The 17,669-nt window shown below is 62.2% G+C and carries 13 protein-coding genes, 1 pseudogene and 1 riboswitch; of the genes and pseudogenes, 10 read left to right on the forward strand and 4 right to left on the reverse strand.

Annotation, left to right across the window (positions count from 1 at the left end; all coding sequences use genetic code 11):
* Positions 1 to 15 precede the first annotated feature (15 nt).
* The gene (locus MKK54_RS00770; protein WP_244008606.1) at positions 16 to 273 is read right to left on the reverse strand and encodes a hypothetical protein; all 258 of its coding nucleotides are present in this window, start codon (positions 271 to 273) and stop codon (positions 16 to 18) included.
* 243 nt (positions 274 to 516) lie between these two features.
* Between MKK54_RS00770 and MKK54_RS00775 the strand changes: the two genes are divergently transcribed.
* The 6 genes and pseudogenes from MKK54_RS00775 (at position 517) to MKK54_RS00800 (ending at position 10,118) form a co-directional block, all read left to right on the forward strand.
* Positions 517 to 2,208 carry a methyl-accepting chemotaxis protein gene (locus tag MKK54_RS00775; protein WP_244008607.1) on the forward strand — a complete coding sequence of 564 codons (1,692 nt, stop codon included), beginning with the start codon at positions 517 to 519 and terminating at the stop codon, positions 2,206 to 2,208.
* Between the two features lie 97 nt (positions 2,209 to 2,305).
* A pseudogene (locus MKK54_RS00780) lies at positions 2,306 to 3,113 on the forward strand (IS5 family transposase).
* 87 nt (positions 3,114 to 3,200) lie between these two features.
* The gene (locus tag MKK54_RS00785; protein ID WP_244008608.1) at positions 3,201 to 5,357 is read left to right on the forward strand and encodes a putative bifunctional diguanylate cyclase/phosphodiesterase; all 2,157 of its coding nucleotides are present in this window, start codon (positions 3,201 to 3,203) and stop codon (positions 5,355 to 5,357) included.
* Positions 5,358 to 5,492: 135 nt separating this feature from the next.
* Positions 5,493 to 7,073: a diguanylate cyclase gene (locus tag MKK54_RS00790; RefSeq protein ID WP_244008609.1), complete on the forward strand. Its 1,581-nt coding sequence runs from the start codon at positions 5,493 to 5,495 to the stop codon at positions 7,071 to 7,073.
* A gap of 349 nt (positions 7,074 to 7,422) precedes the next feature.
* Positions 7,423 to 9,654 (forward strand): CHASE3 domain-containing protein, encoded by a 2,232-nt coding sequence (locus MKK54_RS00795; RefSeq protein WP_244008610.1) that lies wholly within the window; start codon positions 7,423 to 7,425, stop codon positions 9,652 to 9,654.
* Between the two features lie 89 nt (positions 9,655 to 9,743).
* Positions 9,744 to 10,118 carry a response regulator gene (locus MKK54_RS00800; protein ID WP_244008611.1) on the forward strand — a complete coding sequence of 125 codons (375 nt, stop codon included), beginning with the start codon at positions 9,744 to 9,746 and terminating at the stop codon, positions 10,116 to 10,118.
* Between the two features lie 73 nt (positions 10,119 to 10,191).
* Here the strand turns inward: MKK54_RS00800 and MKK54_RS00805 are convergent, their stop codons facing one another.
* On the reverse strand, positions 10,192 to 10,389 hold the full coding sequence (locus MKK54_RS00805; protein WP_244008612.1) for a hypothetical protein: 198 nt from the start codon (positions 10,387 to 10,389) through the stop codon (positions 10,192 to 10,194).
* A gap of 429 nt (positions 10,390 to 10,818) precedes the next feature.
* Positions 10,819 to 11,032, forward strand: a riboswitch (cobalamin riboswitch).
* 177 nt (positions 11,033 to 11,209) lie between these two features.
* Positions 11,210 to 11,482, reverse strand: coding sequence for a hypothetical protein (locus MKK54_RS00810; protein WP_244008613.1), 273 nt, complete (start codon positions 11,480 to 11,482; stop codon positions 11,210 to 11,212).
* Positions 11,483 to 11,991: 509 nt separating this feature from the next.
* Between MKK54_RS00810 and MKK54_RS00815 the strand changes: the two genes are divergently transcribed.
* From MKK54_RS00815 to MKK54_RS00830, 4 genes are read left to right on the forward strand one after another with little or no spacing between them, the layout of a single operon-like run.
* Positions 11,992 to 14,169, forward strand: a complete 2,178-nt coding sequence (locus MKK54_RS00815; RefSeq protein ID WP_244008614.1) for a TonB-dependent receptor — start codon at positions 11,992 to 11,994, stop codon at positions 14,167 to 14,169.
* Positions 14,169 to 15,053, forward strand: coding sequence for an ABC transporter substrate-binding protein (locus MKK54_RS00820; protein WP_244008615.1), 885 nt, complete (start codon positions 14,169 to 14,171; stop codon positions 15,051 to 15,053). The genes MKK54_RS00815 and MKK54_RS00820 overlap by 1 nt, the downstream gene beginning before the upstream one ends.
* Complete coding sequence (locus MKK54_RS00825) at positions 15,050 to 16,036, forward strand: FecCD family ABC transporter permease (RefSeq protein WP_244008616.1); 987 nt, start codon at positions 15,050 to 15,052, stop codon at positions 16,034 to 16,036. Before MKK54_RS00820 ends, MKK54_RS00825 begins: the two co-directional genes overlap by 4 nt.
* Positions 16,033 to 16,794: an ABC transporter ATP-binding protein gene (locus MKK54_RS00830; RefSeq protein WP_244008617.1), complete on the forward strand. Its 762-nt coding sequence runs from the start codon at positions 16,033 to 16,035 to the stop codon at positions 16,792 to 16,794. Before MKK54_RS00825 ends, MKK54_RS00830 begins: the two co-directional genes overlap by 4 nt.
* A gap of 316 nt (positions 16,795 to 17,110) precedes the next feature.
* Here MKK54_RS00830 and MKK54_RS00835 read toward each other — a convergent pair.
* Positions 17,111 to 17,669 (reverse strand): hypothetical protein (locus MKK54_RS00835; RefSeq protein ID WP_244008618.1); only part of this gene is annotated, 559 nt, incomplete at its 5' end.

The raw sequence follows: 17,669 nt of genomic DNA on the forward strand, positions 1-17,669 counted from the left end.
TGGCTGTACGAACGTTCAGGCTGCTATCCCGAGACAATCAGCTTCCTGCTCGGTTGCCGTGTTATAGCAGGCGCTTGCCATCAAAAGATGTTGCTGCTTCCGCATCGTGCGCAACAGCTTCTCGATAGCAGCTAGGTCGGCGTGCGCTTCGGTCGAATTCAGATCGTCTGCTTCGAGGAAGGCAATCTGGATCATTGTATCGACCCTGCGCGCCTCTCCTTTCGCGATGATCCGCTCCAGAGCGCCAAGACCGTCTTCCGCTAATCCAATCATCTAGTCCCTCATCCTGAGAAAACTCAGTTACAGAGCATGGTTAAAAAATTCTTAATATAACGAAATAGCATCAGATTTCAGGAAAGTATCATAGGATAATTTCGTATCGTTCACGAAAATGTGTCGCAAATAATTTTCTACGTAAATGGATTAAATTAACTTACACGACAATCTTGGCGAAATACCAAACCTGATTGTTGTTTCCGATTCGAGACAACTTCAAGATGTTTCGTCGAGGCTTCTATGCGCATTCATCTCTCGGTCAAAACCGCCCTTGCTGCCGCATTTGGTGCACTTGCTTTAATCAGTGCCGTGCAAGGCGGGATTTCCATCAATAAGCTCGTTTCTATCCGGCATGAAGTTAGAGAAGTGGCTACTAACTGGTTACCTTCTGTAATAGCAATCAATGAAATCAAAGCGGCAGCCGCTGAGGTTCGGATCAAGCAGCTGCGTCTGCTCGCTCTATCGACAACACCCGCTCAGCTAGCTGAAAATGAGGTGCAATTACAGGCGGCGCAAGCTCAGATTACAGCGGCGCGTAAGGTCTATGAGCCAATGATCGCGACTGCGGAGGAACGCAAGCTCTATGAGGCTTTCAGCACCGAGTGGCGTCAGTTCGAAGCTATTTCCAACGATGCTGCGCGCTTGGCCGCGGTCGATCGGCGTGCCGACGCCCTTGCGTTGATTGGCAAACAAGAAAACGTCGATCTCTACAACAATATTCGTACCTTACTTTCACGCGATGTCGCGCTAAACGAGCACGGTGCGCGTGAGGAAGCGAATGCTGCTGGCATCGACGTCGATGCCGCGTCAACGGCTGCATACATTGCAGTCTCGTTCGCCGTTGCCGCTGCTCTCGGCGCTATGGCATTCAGCTGGCTGCGTGTGTCTCGTCCCATTGAGACGATGACGGATGCCATGGCGCGGCTGGCCAAGGGGGATGTGACAATTGTCATCCCGGCAGTGGGACGAAGAGATGAGATTGGGGCCATGGCCGGCACGGTGCAGATCTTCAAGGACAACCTGATCCGTACACGACAGCTGGAAGCGGATACGGCGCATGCGCGGCTTGCAGCGGAGGAGCAGCGTAAAGCCGGCATGCGTCAGATGGCTGATAGCTTCGAAGCAGCCGTCGGTGGCATCATCGGGATGGTATCGTCATCGGCCACCGAGCTGCAGGCCACAGCCCAGACTATGACGGCCACGGCCACCGAGACAGCCTCGCAATCCACGACTGTCGCTGCGGCAGCCGAGGAAGCCTCGTCGAACGTCAATACGGTCGCAGCGGCTGCCGAGGAACTTGGCTCCTCCGTGCAGGAGATCGGCCGTCAGGTCGATGGCTCTGCTTCACTCGCGCACAGTGCCGTGGCTGAGGCCGATCAGACCGCCGCGTTGGTACAGGAGCTGAGCGGAGCAGTTGCGAAGATCGGTGATGTGGTGACGATGATCGCGACCATCGCGGGGCAGACCAACCTGCTGGCGCTCAACGCCACCATCGAGGCGGCCCGCGCCGGTGAGGCGGGACGCGGCTTCGCGGTGGTCGCGGCCGAGGTCAAGGAACTCGCCAATCAGACCGCGAAGGCGACCGCAGAGATCAGTCGACAGATTACCCAGATCCAAGGAGCGACAGGCCAAGCGGTTCAAGCCATAGGTGGGATCACGTCTCGCATCCAGGAGATCAGCAGCGTCGCGACGTCCATTGCTGCGGCTGTCGAGGAGCAGGGTGCGGCGACCCAGGAGATCGTGCGCAATGTCTCTCAAGCGGCGATGGGTACGAGCGAGGTGACGAGCAACATCACGGGCGTGGCCCGTGCTGCTGAGGACACGGGAGCCGCTGCCAGTCAGGTTCTGGGCGCGGCTGCGGAACTGTCACGCCAGTCTGAAAGCCTCCACGCGGAGGTCACCCGCTTTCTGGCCACGGTACGAGCTGCCTGAGACCCCGTTTTCATAACCGGATGAGTCGCTTGGCAGTTGGGTGAGCGGGAGGCATCGCGGGCGTTGAGGGAGTGTCTGACGCTACCCCGGATCCCTGATGTGGACGCCCGCCGCCCGCGCCGAGCTTGCGCGCAAGGACTTGTCCTACGCAACTGTCCTGAGTGATCCAGAATGGGCGGCGGTCGCGCCGCTGATGCCCGAACCGGCCGCGACCGGCCGTCCTTGGCGCTGGCCGCTGCACGCGGTGCTGTACGGCATCCTCTACGTCCTGCGCATGGCGGCATCTGCCGCACGAGTTCCCACCCTGGGGCACGGTGCATCGCTGGTTCCCGCGTCTGTCGCAGGCAGGCGTGTTCGAGCGCCTCGCCCATGCCGTGACGCTGGCAGACCGCGAGCGGGCCGGGCGCGAAGCCAGCCCGACCGGGGCCATCCTTGATGCCCAGGCCGCGCGCTCGGGCGGGGTCGGCCCGGCCGGTGAGCGCGGCTACGATCCAGCCCGGCGCGTGGTCGGGCACAAGCGCCACGCGCTCACCGATACGGACAGCCGCCTGCTGATCGCCGCCGTCTCCAAAACAGATCTGCACGACAGCCTCGGCGGCATCGCGTTGCTGCGTGCCTCGCGCCGCTTGTGGCCGTTCCTAGCCCGCGGCTTCGCTGACCGCGCTTACCGGGGTGAGCGCATTGGCAGCGCAACCGCCATCACCGTCGAGATTGTCCAGCCAGCAGAAGGGCAGAGCGGCTTCGTCGTCCAGCCGCGCCGCTGGGTGATTGAGCGAACGCTCGTATGGATCAGCCGCTGCCGCAGACTCGCTCGCGATCACGAAGTCACGCCGTCCTCCGCACTTGCCTTTTTTGTCCTCGCCGCAGCTATGATCCTCATCAGACGGATCGCCAAAGGTGTATGAAACGCGGTCTAAGAAATTGGTAGTGGTTTCCGGTGTTTTCTGAACCGAAACGTCGCGGCGATCGATATGTCGAGTATGAGATTTCCAGTGCCCAGTGATGAGCCGCAGCGCCTCGCGGCTCTCAAAAGTTACACTGTGATCGACACGCCTTCTGAGGCTGAGTTCGATCACATAGTAAAGCTAGCAGCCGACCTTTTTCATGTGCCAATCGCGTTGGTTTCGTTCGTTGGGGAGGACCGTCAGTTCTTCAAGGCTAAGCTCGGGCTCGCCGCCTGCGAAACTGCTCGCGAAGCTTCTTTCTGCACCTATACCTTGATGGGCCGGGAAGTCCTAGTTATTGCCGATGCTCAGGCTGACCAGCGCTTTCGAAACAACCCTATGGTCACGGGGTCCCCTTTCATCCGTTTCTATGCCGGAGCGCCCATCACCAATGCCGACGGCTATCGGATCGGTTCAGTGTGCGTGATTGATACGCAGCCACGTTCTCTTCTGAACGAACACGAGCGAAGGCTGCTGCAAAGCCTTGCTAAGATCGTGATGGATCACCTGGAGCGCCGGCGTCTAAACATCCTGAAACAGGCAGCCATGAAGATGGCGGCTGCCACACCGGATGCCATCGTCTGCTCTCGCGAGGACGGTGCGATTTCCTTCTGGAACGCTGCGGCTGAGCGCATGTTCGGCTTCACGCGCAGCGAAGCCATGGGTCAGCACGTCGACTTGATCATCCCCTCGGATCATCGACCGGCCCATCGAGCCGAGATCGAACGCGTGCGAGTAGCTGGCGGCATGAACGCCGCCGGGGCGATCTTCGAGATCTGCGGAGTTCGCAAGAATGGAACCGAGTTTCCCATCGAGGTATCTCTCGCGCTTTGGCGGGACGGGGCTCGCAATGCGTTCGGCGCGATCATCCGTGATGTCTCCGAGAGACATCAGGCGCGCGCACGTCTTCACCAACTCACTCACTTCGACCGATTGACGGGATTGCCCAACCGCGTCCGCTTCCTTGAACAGCTCAATGCGGCTCTGAGCCAATCCGGACAACACGCCGTTCTCAAGATCGGCCTCGACAAGTTTAAGGCTCTCAATGGCTCGATGGGCATGGCGGTGGGAGACCGTATCCTCATCACGGCTGCCCAGCGGGTCTCCAACTTGGCAGGACCGGACGCGTTCGTGGCGCGCCTCGGAGCCGACGAGTTCGGCGTCCTGCTCACGGGACGCTTAGATCCTCCGGCGATCGAAGCCCTCGGAGAGCGCATCTTGACCGGGCTCAGCGAAGGCTTTGCCGTTCACGGGGCCACCTGTCACCTCGGTGCAAGTGCCGGCATCGTTGTCTGCCGAGATGGCGCGGCGTTCGAGGGACCTGATGCCGTTCTTAAGGCCGCGCTGCTGGCGCTGCAACAAGCCAAACAGGCAGGAGGTGGACGTTACGAACTCTTTCAACCTCAATTTGGTGTTCTGGCGGACGAGCGCCGTCACCTCGAAGAGGAGCTGCGCAAAGCCTTCGAACGGCACGAATTCGAGCTGCATTTCCAGCCACAAGTTCGGCTCGTCGATCAACGCATCGTCGGCGCCGAGGCGTTGTTGCGTTGGCGTCATCCTCAGAAGGGATTGCTCTCACCCGCGATCTTCCTGCCAACACTGGAGAACAGCGCCGTCGCGATTAATGTCGGCGATTGGATCACACGGACTGCCTGCGCCTTTGCGGCTGAAGCCGCGGCGTCAGGAGCGCCAATCCGGATCGGCGTCAACCTGTTCGGCGTCCAGCTGCGTGATGCTGGGTTGTGCGATCGGATTACTGAGGCATTAGCCTGCTCGGGACTGCCGGCCGAGATGCTCGAACTGGAGATCACGGAGACGACCGTTCTGGGATTGGACGAGGGCGTCCTCGGCACATTGCGGCACCTCAGGAACATGGGCGTAGGCCTTGCCTTCGATGATTACGGCACCGGCTTCGCCTCCCTGAGCCTGCTGAAGCGCTATCCTCTCACGCGCCTGAAGATAGACCGCGAGTTCGTCCGCGATCTCGAAACCGATCCAGACGATGCTGCCATCATCAAAGCGGTTCTGGCTCTGGGCCATAGCCTTGAACTCGACGTCATTGCTGAAGGGATCGAGACGAACGGCCAGGCTGCCATGCTGACCTCCTATGGTTGTAACGAGGCACAAGGCTATCTCTTTGGTCGGCCCATCCCGGCTGGAGAGTTCCTGTTAGCTTTGCAGAAGCCGCCGCTTCGTGCGGCCTGACAAGTCCTTGCGGCCACTACGTCGAACCCTGGAGCGACGAGAAAGATGGTAAAGGTTTAACTAAATTTAGGACTCATTTGCGCACCAACACGGATGTAAGGGCTTCATCAAACAAGTGAAGGCTCTATTCCACCAATGGAATTGAGAGTCCTTGAGATGTCTGCTCAATCAGCCGGCGGACGCCTTTTTCGCTGGACACACTCGGCAGCTTGGCTGAGCGCGTTCAGCCTGTTGTCGGTCGTTGGCCTCTGCGCTGTCTCCGCCTTTATGCTCTGGCAGTTGCGTAATCACGCAGCTTGGCAGTCTGAAATCACTTCTCGCAGCCTGATCCAGGTGCTTGGGCGCGATATTGCGCGCAATATCGAACTTTACGACCTTTCTTTGCGAGCTGTGGTCGACGGGATGAAGCGGCCCCAGGTCATGGAGGCCAGCCCCGAGCTACGCCACATGATCCTGTTCGATCGTGCCGCGACGGCGGCCGGCTTTGCCTATGCCCTCGTGCTCGATCGCAACGGCAACGTCATCGCCAACTCGCAGACGCTTGGGCCCATGTCGATCAATGCAGCTGATCGCGAGTACTTCCGCCACTTTGCTGACGGCGTAGATGACGGTTTGCACATCAGCGCTCCCATCGTCTCTCGGGTGAGTGGCCAGTGGGTCCTGACACTCAGTCGCCGTCTGTCGAACCCGGATGGATCATTTGCCGGCGTGGTGACCGGTGGCATTCAACTCGACTACTTTCGCAACCTCTTTGCCATGACGGGTGCAGACCGTGCCGGGACCGTGACCTTGTACGGTCCGGGCGGCACGATCGCGATGCGCGAACCTTTCGTCCAATCTCAGATCGGCACCCGCGTCGCGGAAAGCGTCAGCTATCTCGAAATGCTCAAGCGGAGGAGCGGCAGCTTCGTCGGACCTGCTATGATCGGAGAGGGCGATCGGCAGTTCGTTTTCACCGATATCGGCGATTATCCCCTACAGCTCAGCACGGCCGTGCCACTGACCAAGATCTACGCCAACTGGCAGGGTGAGGCTCTCGGCTTGGGAAGCGTGGTCCTCAGTCTCTGTGCCGTGACGATGCTGCTGACTTGGCTGTTTGGTCGTGAGCTGACGCAGAGACGCCGCGCCGAGGAGGTGACCGCCGCACTCAATCTGGAGCTTGAGCGGCTTGCCACGACGGATGCTCTGACTGGCCTCTGTAATCGGCGCCGCTTTGACGAAGTTCTAGCGCGTGAATGGCGACGCGCCGTACGGACTCAACAGCCGCTTTCCTTGGTCTTGCTGGATGCCGATTACTTCAAGGGGTTCAACGACCGCTATGGGCATCAGAGAGGCGATGAAGCCCTGAGACTGATCGCTCGCTCGATCGAGGCAACAACGGATCCGACCCGCGACATCACCTGCCGGATTGGCGGAGAAGAGTTTGCAGTCATCCTGCCCGACACGGACGCTGAGGGCGCTAAACTCGTGGCGGAACGCATGCGCGAGGCTATTGCGGGCTGGAAGGTCCCACATGTAGCCAACCCGCATGGCATACTTAGCGTCAGCGCAGGTTTGGCCCAGATCCCTCAGACACCTGCGGCTGATCCGGCCGCCCTCATCGCAGCTGCCGATCGGGCGCTTTATGGGGCCAAGTCACAAGGCCGCAACCGGGTACAGATCGCAGGCCAAAGTGAGGCTGGTCTGCGGATCGTAGCGCAGTCAAGGATCGGCTAAATGTGAAAACGACAGATGACTTCACTATTTGAAACGTACAAAAAACGACCGAATAGCCGTCACCATGACCGACAGGATCAATGTCCCATTTGGATAGGGCAGTGACGTGACCCTCAGATTGGCGCCTGGGATCGACGCGTTCGATACATCTCTCAGGGATAGCGTCCATTGTCGCCGGCGACCACATCGCAGTTACTCGGCACTCCACCGACTTCGGCGGGTCATCTGATCCTCAAGTTCGGACGGACCGCAATTCCCTAGCAATCTTCGAGCATCTGATTATGGATCGCACCGATGCGCCTTGTCGGTTTCGTTCCGAAATTCGTGCGCGTATGGTGATTGAACCCGAATGTCCAAGCACCTCGTCGCCCGCGCCAATCTCCTTGTCTTCGGCGTGCTGCTGGCCATCCTCGCCCTTGTCGGTGGCGTGACCTGGGAGCGGTTGGGCGCCACGCGCGAGGCCCGCGAGTGGTCGCAGCACAGCTTCCGTGTGCTCGCGAACATGAAGGATCTCGCCATCGCGCTTCGCGATGCCGAGACCGGGCAACGGGGATACCTCCTGACCGGCAAGGATGACTACCTCACGCCCTACAACGAGGCGCGCGACCGGGTCGGCCTGCTTCAAGGCGAGTTGCAGAAGCTGACCGCCGACAATCCGGCACAACAGAGCCGCCTGCGCGACCTTTCCCCCGTGATCCAGCACAAGCTTGAGGAACTCGCCCAGACGGTGCAGTTGCGCCGCGACATCGGCTTCGACGCCGCCTTGCGGATCGTGAATACCGACGCGGGCCGCGGATACATGAAGAACGCTGAAGGAACCCTCTCGGCCATGCTCTCCGCCGAGCAGGTCCTGCTGGACACGCGGATCGCCGAGAACGAGGCACGCGCCGCTTGGGTACGTCGGCTCGTGCTGGGTGGGGCGATCCTCGCCGTGCTGGTTCTGCTCGTCGCTGCGCGCCTCCTGAACCAAGCATGGTCGCGATCCTACTTCGTCGAGGCCGAGCAGCGGACGCTGGCCCTGCGTTTGCGCGCCTCCCTCGACAGCCTCAGCCAGGGCATCGCCGTGTTCGGAGCCGACCGGCGGATGACGAACTGGAATCACTGCTTCCAGGTGCTTCTCGACATCCCCAAAGCCATGCTCCGTCCCGGCACGCCCTACGTCGCCTTCGTCGAGCACACGGCTGAGGCGGGTCGGCCCGCCCTGGAGAGCGAGGACCAGATCCGACACGGTCGAAGCGTCGCGGGTGAGCCGGTCGTCTACGAGCGCGTCCGTGGCGACGAGCACCACCTGGAACTCCGGCGCACGCCGATGCCGGACGGCGGCTTCGTGCTCACCGTGACCGACATGACCAAGCGCGCCCAGGCAGAGGGCGTCCTGCGCGAGGCGCAGAAGATGCAAGCCATCGGACAGCTGACCGGCGGCATCGCGCACGACTTCAACAACCTGCTTCAGGTCATCCTTGGCAACCTCGAATTCGTCCGGTCGAAGCTCGGGAACGAGGATACCAAGCTCCAGACCCGGATCGAGCGCGCATCGTGGGCGGCCCAGCGCGGAGCGACGCTCACCGGCCAGCTTCTCGCCTTTGCCCGTAAGCAACCCCTGGCGCCGGCCGCCATCGACCTGGCAGGGACGATGCCCGACTTGGTGCCGTTGCTCCGCCGTACCCTCGGCGAGCACATCGAGGTTCGCTACGTCGAAAGCGCCGGGCTGTGGCCGGCGATGGCCGACCCGGCCCAACTGGAGAGCGCCGTCCTCAACCTCGCGCTCAACGCCCGGGATGCCATGCCAGGCGGCGGACGCCTGACCATCGAGCTGGGCAACAAGGTCCTCGACGAGCACTATGCCGCCGGCCACACCGAGGTGACGGCCGGTGACTACGCCATGGTCGCGGTCTCCGACACCGGTCACGGTATGACCCCCGATGTAGTCAAGCGCGTGTTCGAGCCGTTCTTCACGACCAAGCCCGATGGCAAGGGTACGGGCCTCGGTCTTGCGATGGTGTTCGGCTTCGTCAAGCAGTCCGGCGGACATGTGAAGATCTACTCCGAGCCTAGCGAGGGCACGACAGTGAAGATTTACCTGCCGCGCGCGGTGGGTGCGGTCACGGTCGCCGGCCAGCGCTCGGCCGTCCCGGTCGAGCTGCCGCGAGGCAGCGCCACCGTGCTCGTCGTGGAGGACGAGCCGGCGGTGCGCGAGATCGCCTGCGCGATCCTGTCCGACCTCGGCTACCGCGTGCTGGAGGCGTCCGATGGTGAGGAAGCGCTCAGGGTGTTCGGCGCGAATACGGCCGCCATCGACCTGCTGCTCACCGACGTCGTCCTACCCGGCAAGGTCAGGGGCCGTGAACTCTCCGAGCGCATCACCGCGATGCGTCCCGACGTGAAGGTGCTTTACATGTCGGGTTACACCGAGAACTCGATCGTCCACCACGGGCGCCTCGACGATGGCGTCCGGCTGATTGGTAAGCCGTTCAAGCGCGAGCAGCTCGCCGTCAAGGTCGCCGAGGCGCTCGGCCATTCTGTTTCGGTGTCCACCGCAGACGGCAATATCGTCTCCCTGCGCCCACGTCTCGGAAGTTGATCGACACCGGAGTGTGGCCTGAGGGAACTAGAGTTCCCGAATTCGCTCTGGACGATGCAACCGGCGTCCTATCGTCATGTTAGCGTATAATGTCCATCAAGCGCCTCCCCGCAGACTCGGTTGTGCTCGTTGTCGAGGATGATGCACTCGTCCGCTTCTGCGCCGCTGAGATACTAGAAGGCGCCGGTTTTTCCGTCGTAGAGGCATGCGGCGCCGACGAGGCCTGGGACGTCCTCCATGACCGCTCCGACATTGCGGTGTTGTTCACGGACATCGACATGCCCGGCTCTATGGACGGCGTGACCCTGGTTGAGCGTGTGCACGTGGTGTGGCCGGACATCAGGCTCATCCTCACGTCGGGCCGGCATCGGCTCGCCGACTGTGAGGTTCCAGACCACGGCCTCTTCCTGGCAAAGCCCTACAGCAGCTCACAGGTCGTTGAGGCAATCGGGCAAGCAGGCTGAGCCGAGCATTGATCTTACGGTAATTGGGAGATGCATTCGATCCTGTTCCCAAAAGCGATATGATCAGCCTGGTCTAGTAGCCGATCAAATGTATAATAGGCCACACAATCAGGAGGACCGGGATGTACAACAGGAACGGTGCGACATAAGCCGGAGCCAGGAACCGAATGAACGTCATGGCACCGACGAAGAGCAGCGTGACGCCGTAGTCGATGATCGGCGAATGACGTTGACGGGCGACGGTCCCGATCAGTTTGTGCAAGCTGCTCATGGTACGTGAGTGTCACGGCCTGGGTACTTTGGGAAGCGACAGGTTCTTATCACCGCCTAGACTGAATAAGACTGCGGTCCTATCCTCCTATATGTCGGGTATCCGATCGTTTTTCCGAAGCTTATACATTTTACTGTCGACGCACCTCTACTGCTAAAGGCTTCTACATAAGAGGCGGGGGGCTGACAGCGGATCATACCCCCCGTGGACGGTTCTCAGACGCGCTGCCGGAAGGCGGGGAAATCGACCACGCCGCCAGTCTCACCCGGCCCGACCCAACGCGGCAGGGCGGGGCCTGCCAACGAGATCCGTAGACTAGGCCTGCACCATCGTCCCCGACCGTCGCCTATCAGCCACGCTTCTTGGTCAATTTGAATGGTCGCCCGCATTGACCGTTCGTAGCCGTTGACATCGGAGGCAGCCCTCGACCACGTGGATGGCAGTCAAGGTTCTTACCGTCACAAGGCGGTGAGCTAAGAGGGAATTCGGTGCGGTGCGTGAGCGCTCATGCCGAAGCTGTCCCCGCAACTGTAAGCGGCGAGCTGCCCGTCGATCAGCGTCACTGGTGAGAAGTCACCGGGAAGACCAGACGGATGGCACCGACCCGCGAGCCAGGAGACCTGCCCTGACTGCAACGTATCTCGTGGGCGGGGTGTCCTGACGGGTTGCATGCCACTCACGGCATTTCGCCCGTGATCGTGCCTGCGCCCCTCATCGGCATCTCCCCAGGTTCGGGGAAGGACCGATGATGACACCTCTTTCAGGCGAGGCCGCGATGGCGGTCATGCCAAACGATGCGCGGGCTTTTCATAACGAACCATCAGACGCACTGGAGCGAGCTGAGGTGCAACCGGATTGCTCGGCGGTGCTGCCTGAGCCTGACGGTATCGATCCGCTCGAACGTTACGCTGCGGGCATCGACACGTCCGATTACGTGGCGCGTGTCCTTCCCCTGATCCAAGCTGCCGTTCCAAGCATCGGTGATCTCCTCGACATCGGTGCCGGTGGTGGGCAGCTTGGCGCCCGGCTGCGGATGCCTGAACACGCCTGGACCGTCGTTGAGCCGGCGCCCGTGATGCAGCGCCGGCTTCAAGCCTATGATCCGAGCCCTCACATTCTCCGCAGGGGCTGGAAAGAGGCAGACCTGACTGCTGCGTGCGCCGACACCGTGCTCGCTGCGAACATGCCGGCTCCGCTCACAGAGCCTGCTGCCTTCCTCGCACGCTGCCGAGAATGGGCACGCGGAAGCGTGGTTTGGCTGGTCCCATCTCAGCATGGCCCGCGTAGCATCTGCCTGGCCGGGTGTCTGCCTCAGGCATTGCACGGCGAGGATGAAACACCCGGTGTCGAAATCGTTCTGCGCGCGCTACCGCGGAATGATCGTCCTGCCATCATGGTCGAGGCAGCCTGGACCTTCACTGCCGTCGTTGCCGACCTTGCTCGGACAGCGCGCTCCCTTGCCGATCGCCTTGGCTGGGCTCCGAACGATCCCCGTCGGCCGGAACTCCTGGATCACCTCACATCCCAGGCCGTGCCTGTCCCAGGTGGCCACCAGCTCTCCGTTCCGCGGGCGTCCTCCGTTCTTGTCTGGAGGACCCGCGCATGATGCCCCCCCTTCGACTTTTTCTCGCGGCAGCATGCTTAAGTGGGACGGTCCTCATCTCTGCCGTTCACGCACAGGACCAGCAGGCCGTCACCCTGGAACAACTCGTGGTCACCGCGACCGGTCGACCCGAGCCACGTTCGGAGATCGCCGGGACCGTGCAGGTCATCGACCGCGCGATGATCGAGAACTCGACGGCCAAATCGATCACCGATCTCCTGGCCGAAAACGCCGTGGGCTTCTTCTCGGAATGGACGCCGGGGCAGACCTCGATCAACATCCGCGGCGGCGCCACCGACGGGCAGGGCAAGGACTTCAAGAGCCAGGTCCTCGTGCTGATGAATGGGCGGCGCGCTGGTACGGCCAACCTGTCGAAGCTTTCCATCGCTGATGTCGAGCGCATCGAGATCGTGCGCGGTCCCTCCTCGGTGATCTACGGCAGCCAGAACATCGGTGGCGTGATCAATATCATCCTCAAGACCGGTCGCACCGCGCCCGGGTCCTTGGTCGAGGGCATCGGTGGTGTCTGGGGGCTGGCGCAGGGACGTGCTCAGACCGGCGGCACCGCGGGGGCGATTGACTACTATCTCGGCGTCTCCGGGGCGCAGCGTGACGACTACTTCGCCGGCACGGGTGGCGGTCGCATGGCCAACACGCAATGGCAGCGCATGGGCATCACCGGCGCACTTGGGCTGCAGATCGACCCGAACCAACGCCTTGATTTCAGCCTGCGCACCGACGGCATCTACGGCGTGGGCTTCCGTGGCTCCGGCGGCAACCTCTACAGCAAGGATGACCGCATCAACGGTTCGTTCGATGCGAGCTACACCGGGCAGACGGAGGACGGGCGCTTCAGCCTGTTCGCTCAGGTCTACAGCGTGAACGACGAGGACCGCTTCAAGTGGGCCTCGCCCGTGCAGCGTGGCGGCACCGGGCTGCCGGTCCTGGGGACGGCTGCCGACTTCAACACCCGCTATCTCGACATCTTCGGGACGCGCCTGCAGCCGCGCGCCCGTCTGTTCGAGGGTAATGACCTGCTGCTCGGATGGGATTGGGAGACCAGTCGGCTGCGCTCTGACCGGTTCCGGGTCGGAGTGCCAGGAAACCCCCTGGCTCAGGTTTCCCCACAGGACAACAACCAGACGGACGAATTCAACGCCCTCTACATCGAGGATACCCAGCGCCTGTTCGATGACCGGGTAACCCTGCGCGCTGGGGTACGTCAGACCTACGGCACGACGAGTTTCGATCCGACCCCCAATCTTGCCGCACAGATCGCAGGCTCTCGACCTTATGAGGCTACGACCTACTCCGTCGGTGCAACCTACAAGGCGACGGATTGGGCAGCCTTCAGGGTCGGTGCCTCGTCGGGCTTCCGGGCACCGACGGCAACCGAAATCGCAGCCGATTTTAACACTCTCGGCGGCGGCCGCATCTTCGGCAATCCGAACATTCGGCCCGAGACCAGCGAGCAGATCGAGGTTGGCACGACGCTCACGAACGGTGTCGCACGCTTCGACCTCGCCCTGTTTCAGAACGTCATTTCCGATCGGATCATCACCCGGGCCCGGTCGGCCAACGCCAACACCTCGGACTACGTCAACAATTCCGGCGATGTGGTCATCCGGGGCGTCGAGGTCCAATTCGACACCGACATGCTCAAGACGGTCGGATGGTCATCCGAAGCCTGGCGCTGGCGAGCCTATGCCAACGGCAACTACAACTTCGACATGAAGGATGAAGGCTCGCTCGCCGTCGTATCGGCCAACACCCATCGTGTCGAGCGCGTCTACGAATATCAGCTCGCGCTCGGCACCCGGTTTGGTCAGGTCGGGGTACCCTACCCCTGGACGATCCAGGTCCAGGGCGTCCTTAACGGGCCAGTCTGGTACAACACGGAGGAGAACCTGCGCGTCCCCTTCGCCGAACCCTACCGCGAGTACATCTGGCGCAAGGATCCCTTCTTCCTCGTGCACCTGCGCGGCGAAGTCGACCTTCTGCCGGGGGTGAAACTGTTCGCCCAGGTCCGCAATCTGTTCGACACGAACTACCATCCGCTGTTCATCGCCATTGCCGGGCAGACCCCGACGCTGGCAGATCTGCGCTTCTACAACGGTGCGGCGGGGACCTCCTCGCCAGGTCGCGACATCCAAGTCGGCGTCCAGGCGCGGTTCTGATGCACGCAGCCGCGATCGGTTTCCTGCTGATACTGATCGCGGCTGGCTCCGTCCGGGCCGAGCCTGTCCAGGTCGTCGACGCTCTAGGGCGTACCGTGGTCCTAGTGGTGCCGCCCCAGCGTATCGTCACGATCTTCTCGTCAAACACTGAACTCGTCGCAGCCTTGGGCCTGACGGAGCGCATCGTTGGGATCGACGCCTTCACCCGCTACCCGCCGGAAGCGGCGGCCAAGCCCGTTGTCGGTGGCCGCCTTGGCTTCTCCGTTGAGGCTATCGCCGCGCAAAACCCTGATCTCGTTGTGCTGACGCCCGCGCGGCAGGCCGTGCACCAGATCCTCGACGCCATGGAGCGGATTGGCGTGCCGACCCTGGTGCTGACGAGCCGAACCATGGCCGAGGTTCTCAGTAACCTGCGCCTGCTCGCGCAGGCCACCGGTGTGCCTGGGCGGGGCAAAGCCTTGGCAGCTGATCTCGAAGCCCGCCTTGCGGTCGTGCAGCGAAGGGTCACAGACCGCCCGTGTCGGCGGGTCGTGATGGTCACGGGGCGCCTCGGTAATGGATTGCTGCTTGCGGCGCGGCGCGACACCTACACGGGGGACGCCATCATCCGCGCTGGCGGCTGCTTCGCCCTCGCCGGGAGCGGAGGCGTACCGCAGGTTTCGCCCGAGGCCGTGTTTAGCGCCGACCCCGATGTTCTTCTCCTCGCAGGTCGAGACGAGGAGGTGGCGGAACTTGCCCAGCGTCCAGGATTTTCCGAGATGCGAGCCGTCCGAGAGGGGCACGTCCACGCTGTGCCGCGTGCGGAATTCCTGATCCCCGGGCCACGTACCGTGGTTGGGATCGAACGCCTCGCTGCCCTGCTTCATCCGGTGGGGGCACCGTGAAGGGGACGAACGGCCGTTTGGCAGTTCTTGTCCTGGTACTCTGCGGCGGCCTCCTGTTCGCGGCATGTGCAGGACATCGCTGGGCCAGTCCCCTCGATCTCGTACGCGCCATCGCAGGTGATCCCGACCTTGGCGCTCGCCTTCTCCTGGCGTGGCGGCTGCCACGGGTCGTGGCTGCAGGGCTCGTCGGCGCCCTTCTTGGCCTTGGCGGAGCGATCTTCCAGGGGGTCTTCCGCAATCCTCTGGCCGAGCCTTACCTGCTTGGCTCGGCAGGAGGAGCAGCCATCGGCGCTACGATCGCCCTCCTCGTACCCTTAGGCGTGCCTTCAACCTTCGCTCTCGGCGGGCTCTCCTTCGCAGGAGCCTGGACAGCCACGCTGTTGGTTCTTGGGGTAGCCTATGGCGCACGCGACACTGCCGGCCTGCTGCTTGCTGGTGTCGCTGTCGCAGCAATGCTCGGGGCGATACGGTCCTTCCTGATGCTCGCCCTCTCGGACGAGAGTGTGAGCCTGCAGGTGATCCTGAGCTGGACCCTAGGCGGCATTCAGACACCAACCTGGGAGGGATTGGGTCTCCTTGCACTCCTCGTTGCCGCCGCGCTCGCAGCGAGCCTGCCGCTTGCGCGAGGCCTGGATCTTCTTGGGCTGGGAGCCGATCAAGCTGCAGCCTTTGGGTTGCAGACCGGCCGCTTCCTACGCCGGGCCATTCTGGTCGGTGCCTTCGTCGTCGCGGTCGCGGTCGCCTATGGTGGCCTCGTTGGCTTCGTTGGCCTCATCGCCCCACATATCGCTCGCTGGTGGGTTGGTCCCCGGCACCGCGTGCTGTTGCCAATCTCGGCCGGTATCGGCGCAAGTCTTGTCCTCGTATGCGATGGCCTCGCCCGCTCCGTTCTACCTCCGGCAGAGATCCCTCTCGGGCTCATCACTGCGGCCGCTGGTGGTCCTTTCTTCCTCGTCCTCCTGCGGCGGCAATTACGAGCATGAGCATCCTGGCGGCGGATGGCATCGTCGTGGGTGGGGGGCGCATTCTCGCTGACGTATCGTTCCAGGCAGGGCCGGGCCAACTCGTGGGATTGATCGGTCCTAATGGGGCCGGCAAGTCCACCCTGCTTCGGTGTTTGGCCGGTCTCGCCATTCCCGACGCGGGTAGGGTCACCCTCGATGGCCGACCCCTCTCGGCTATGCCAACTGCAGAGCGCGGGCGCCGGATCGGCTACATGCCTCAAAGTTTCCACCCAGCTTGGGACTACACCGTGCGAGCGGTGGTCGAGCTGGGTGCAAGCCGGGCGCTGGGCGCTATCCTCCGCGTTCCTGCCGCGCTGGAGGAACACGGTCTCACCGAGTTTGCCGAACGGCCCTGGTCTCGGCTTTCTGGCGGAGAGCGTGCTCGCGCCCTCCTCGCGGCCGTTCTTGTGACAGAACCTGCAATCCTGCTGGCGGACGAACCAGGAGCAAGCCTCGACATCGGCCACCGGATCGTGTTGCTGCGTCGCCTGGATGCCTACGCGCGGACACGTACGGTCATCGTCGTCTTGCACGACATCGAACGCGCCGTGCGTGATTGCGATCGGTTGGTGGTGCTCAAACAGGGCCGCATCGTCCTCGACGGGCTTACGGATAAGGTGGTCCAATCACCCCTGTTGGATCAGACATTCGACGTACGGTTTGGCCGCGTTGCGGCAGAGCCTGAGGTGGCCTCTCTCCTCGTTGTACGCCGTCCTGATTTGGGCTCGGCAATCTGAGATATGGTTGGGTCGAGCGCGCGGCGTAGATCCTCCTCGAAACAGGATAATCACACAGCTGTGCAACTAATTGCGCAGGCCGCGCCGCGGATTTCGTATGCTTGCTTCGGTGCACTGCATTAGGGAACGGTCCCTGGCCTTTCACCCTCAAGCGGACGTTCCGTCTCCGACCCAACCCGGCCGCCTGCATCGGCATGGGCGCTTCCCATAAGCGGTCATTGGTCGGCTACCCGGCAACTTCGGCTAGGGGTAGAAAGCTGCCGTTAGCGCTGGCGCCGGCTTAAGCGATTACAACCACTCGAACCGGCGCCTTAAACTACGCTACGGCTGCGAAATCGAGGTTCGTAGGAGCGGACCTTCGCGGAATAACGTGATCCGTCACTTGCACCGAAGCGTCCACATCGGTGAAGCGGAACCGTCGAGCCCAGACACTGCCTCCACCTCGTAGGAAGAACCCGAAGTGGATCGACTGCGCGTCTGGAGGCACGTCCATCACGATGGACCTGTCTTGCCAACCGACTGTGCCAACGAGCGGCCCCTCACTCTTGCGCCCATCGAGGTTGTCGAAGGCAAGCGTGCGGCCCTTATCCCCATCGATACGCATCCAGAGGGAGCCGGCTCCAGTCACCTCACTGGCCTTTAGCTGTGCGCGGAGTTCGAGCCGCTTGTTGAGGAAGCCTTCGGCTCGGAAGTTCTGCATCAGCGTTCCAAAGCCTGACGACGCATGACCCGAGATCGGCTCTGGAAGAGCTACTCGGAAGCGGAGGACAGCGCATTTTTCTGCTGGATCGAAGCCCATCTCGTAATCGTCGCTGCGTGTGCCGCCGACGTTCCAATCTTCGGGCAGACGCAGAACAGGCCGGTCGAGTTGAGCA

Source organism: Methylobacterium sp. J-068, assembly GCF_022829445.1.
In the GTDB taxonomy this organism is placed as follows: Bacteria; Pseudomonadota; Alphaproteobacteria; order Rhizobiales; family Beijerinckiaceae; genus Methylobacterium.

Bases quoted from the DNA above. Each gene is read 5' to 3' on its own strand.
- MKK54_RS00795 (WP_244008610.1), top strand. From the start codon at position 7,423: ATGTCCAAGCACCTCGTCGCCCGCGCCAATCTCCTTGTCTTCGGCGTG.
- MKK54_RS00775 (WP_244008607.1), top strand. From the start codon at position 517: ATGCGCATTCATCTCTCGGTCAAAACCGCCCTTGCTGCCGCATTTGGT.
- MKK54_RS00800 (WP_244008611.1), top strand. From the start codon at position 9,744: ATGTCCATCAAGCGCCTCCCCGCAGACTCGGTTGTGCTCGTTGTCGAG.
- MKK54_RS00815 (WP_244008614.1), top strand. From the start codon at position 11,992: ATGATGCCCCCCCTTCGACTTTTTCTCGCGGCAGCATGCTTAAGTGGG.
- MKK54_RS00805 (WP_244008612.1), bottom strand. From the start codon at position 10,389: ATGAGCAGCTTGCACAAACTGATCGGGACCGTCGCCCGTCAACGTCAT.
- MKK54_RS00770 (WP_244008606.1), bottom strand. From the start codon at position 273: ATGATTGGATTAGCGGAAGACGGTCTTGGCGCTCTGGAGCGGATCATC.
- MKK54_RS00790 (WP_244008609.1), top strand. From the start codon at position 5,493: ATGGAATTGAGAGTCCTTGAGATGTCTGCTCAATCAGCCGGCGGACGC.
- MKK54_RS00820 (WP_244008615.1), top strand. From the start codon at position 14,169: ATGCACGCAGCCGCGATCGGTTTCCTGCTGATACTGATCGCGGCTGGC.
- MKK54_RS00830 (WP_244008617.1), top strand. From the start codon at position 16,033: ATGAGCATCCTGGCGGCGGATGGCATCGTCGTGGGTGGGGGGCGCATT.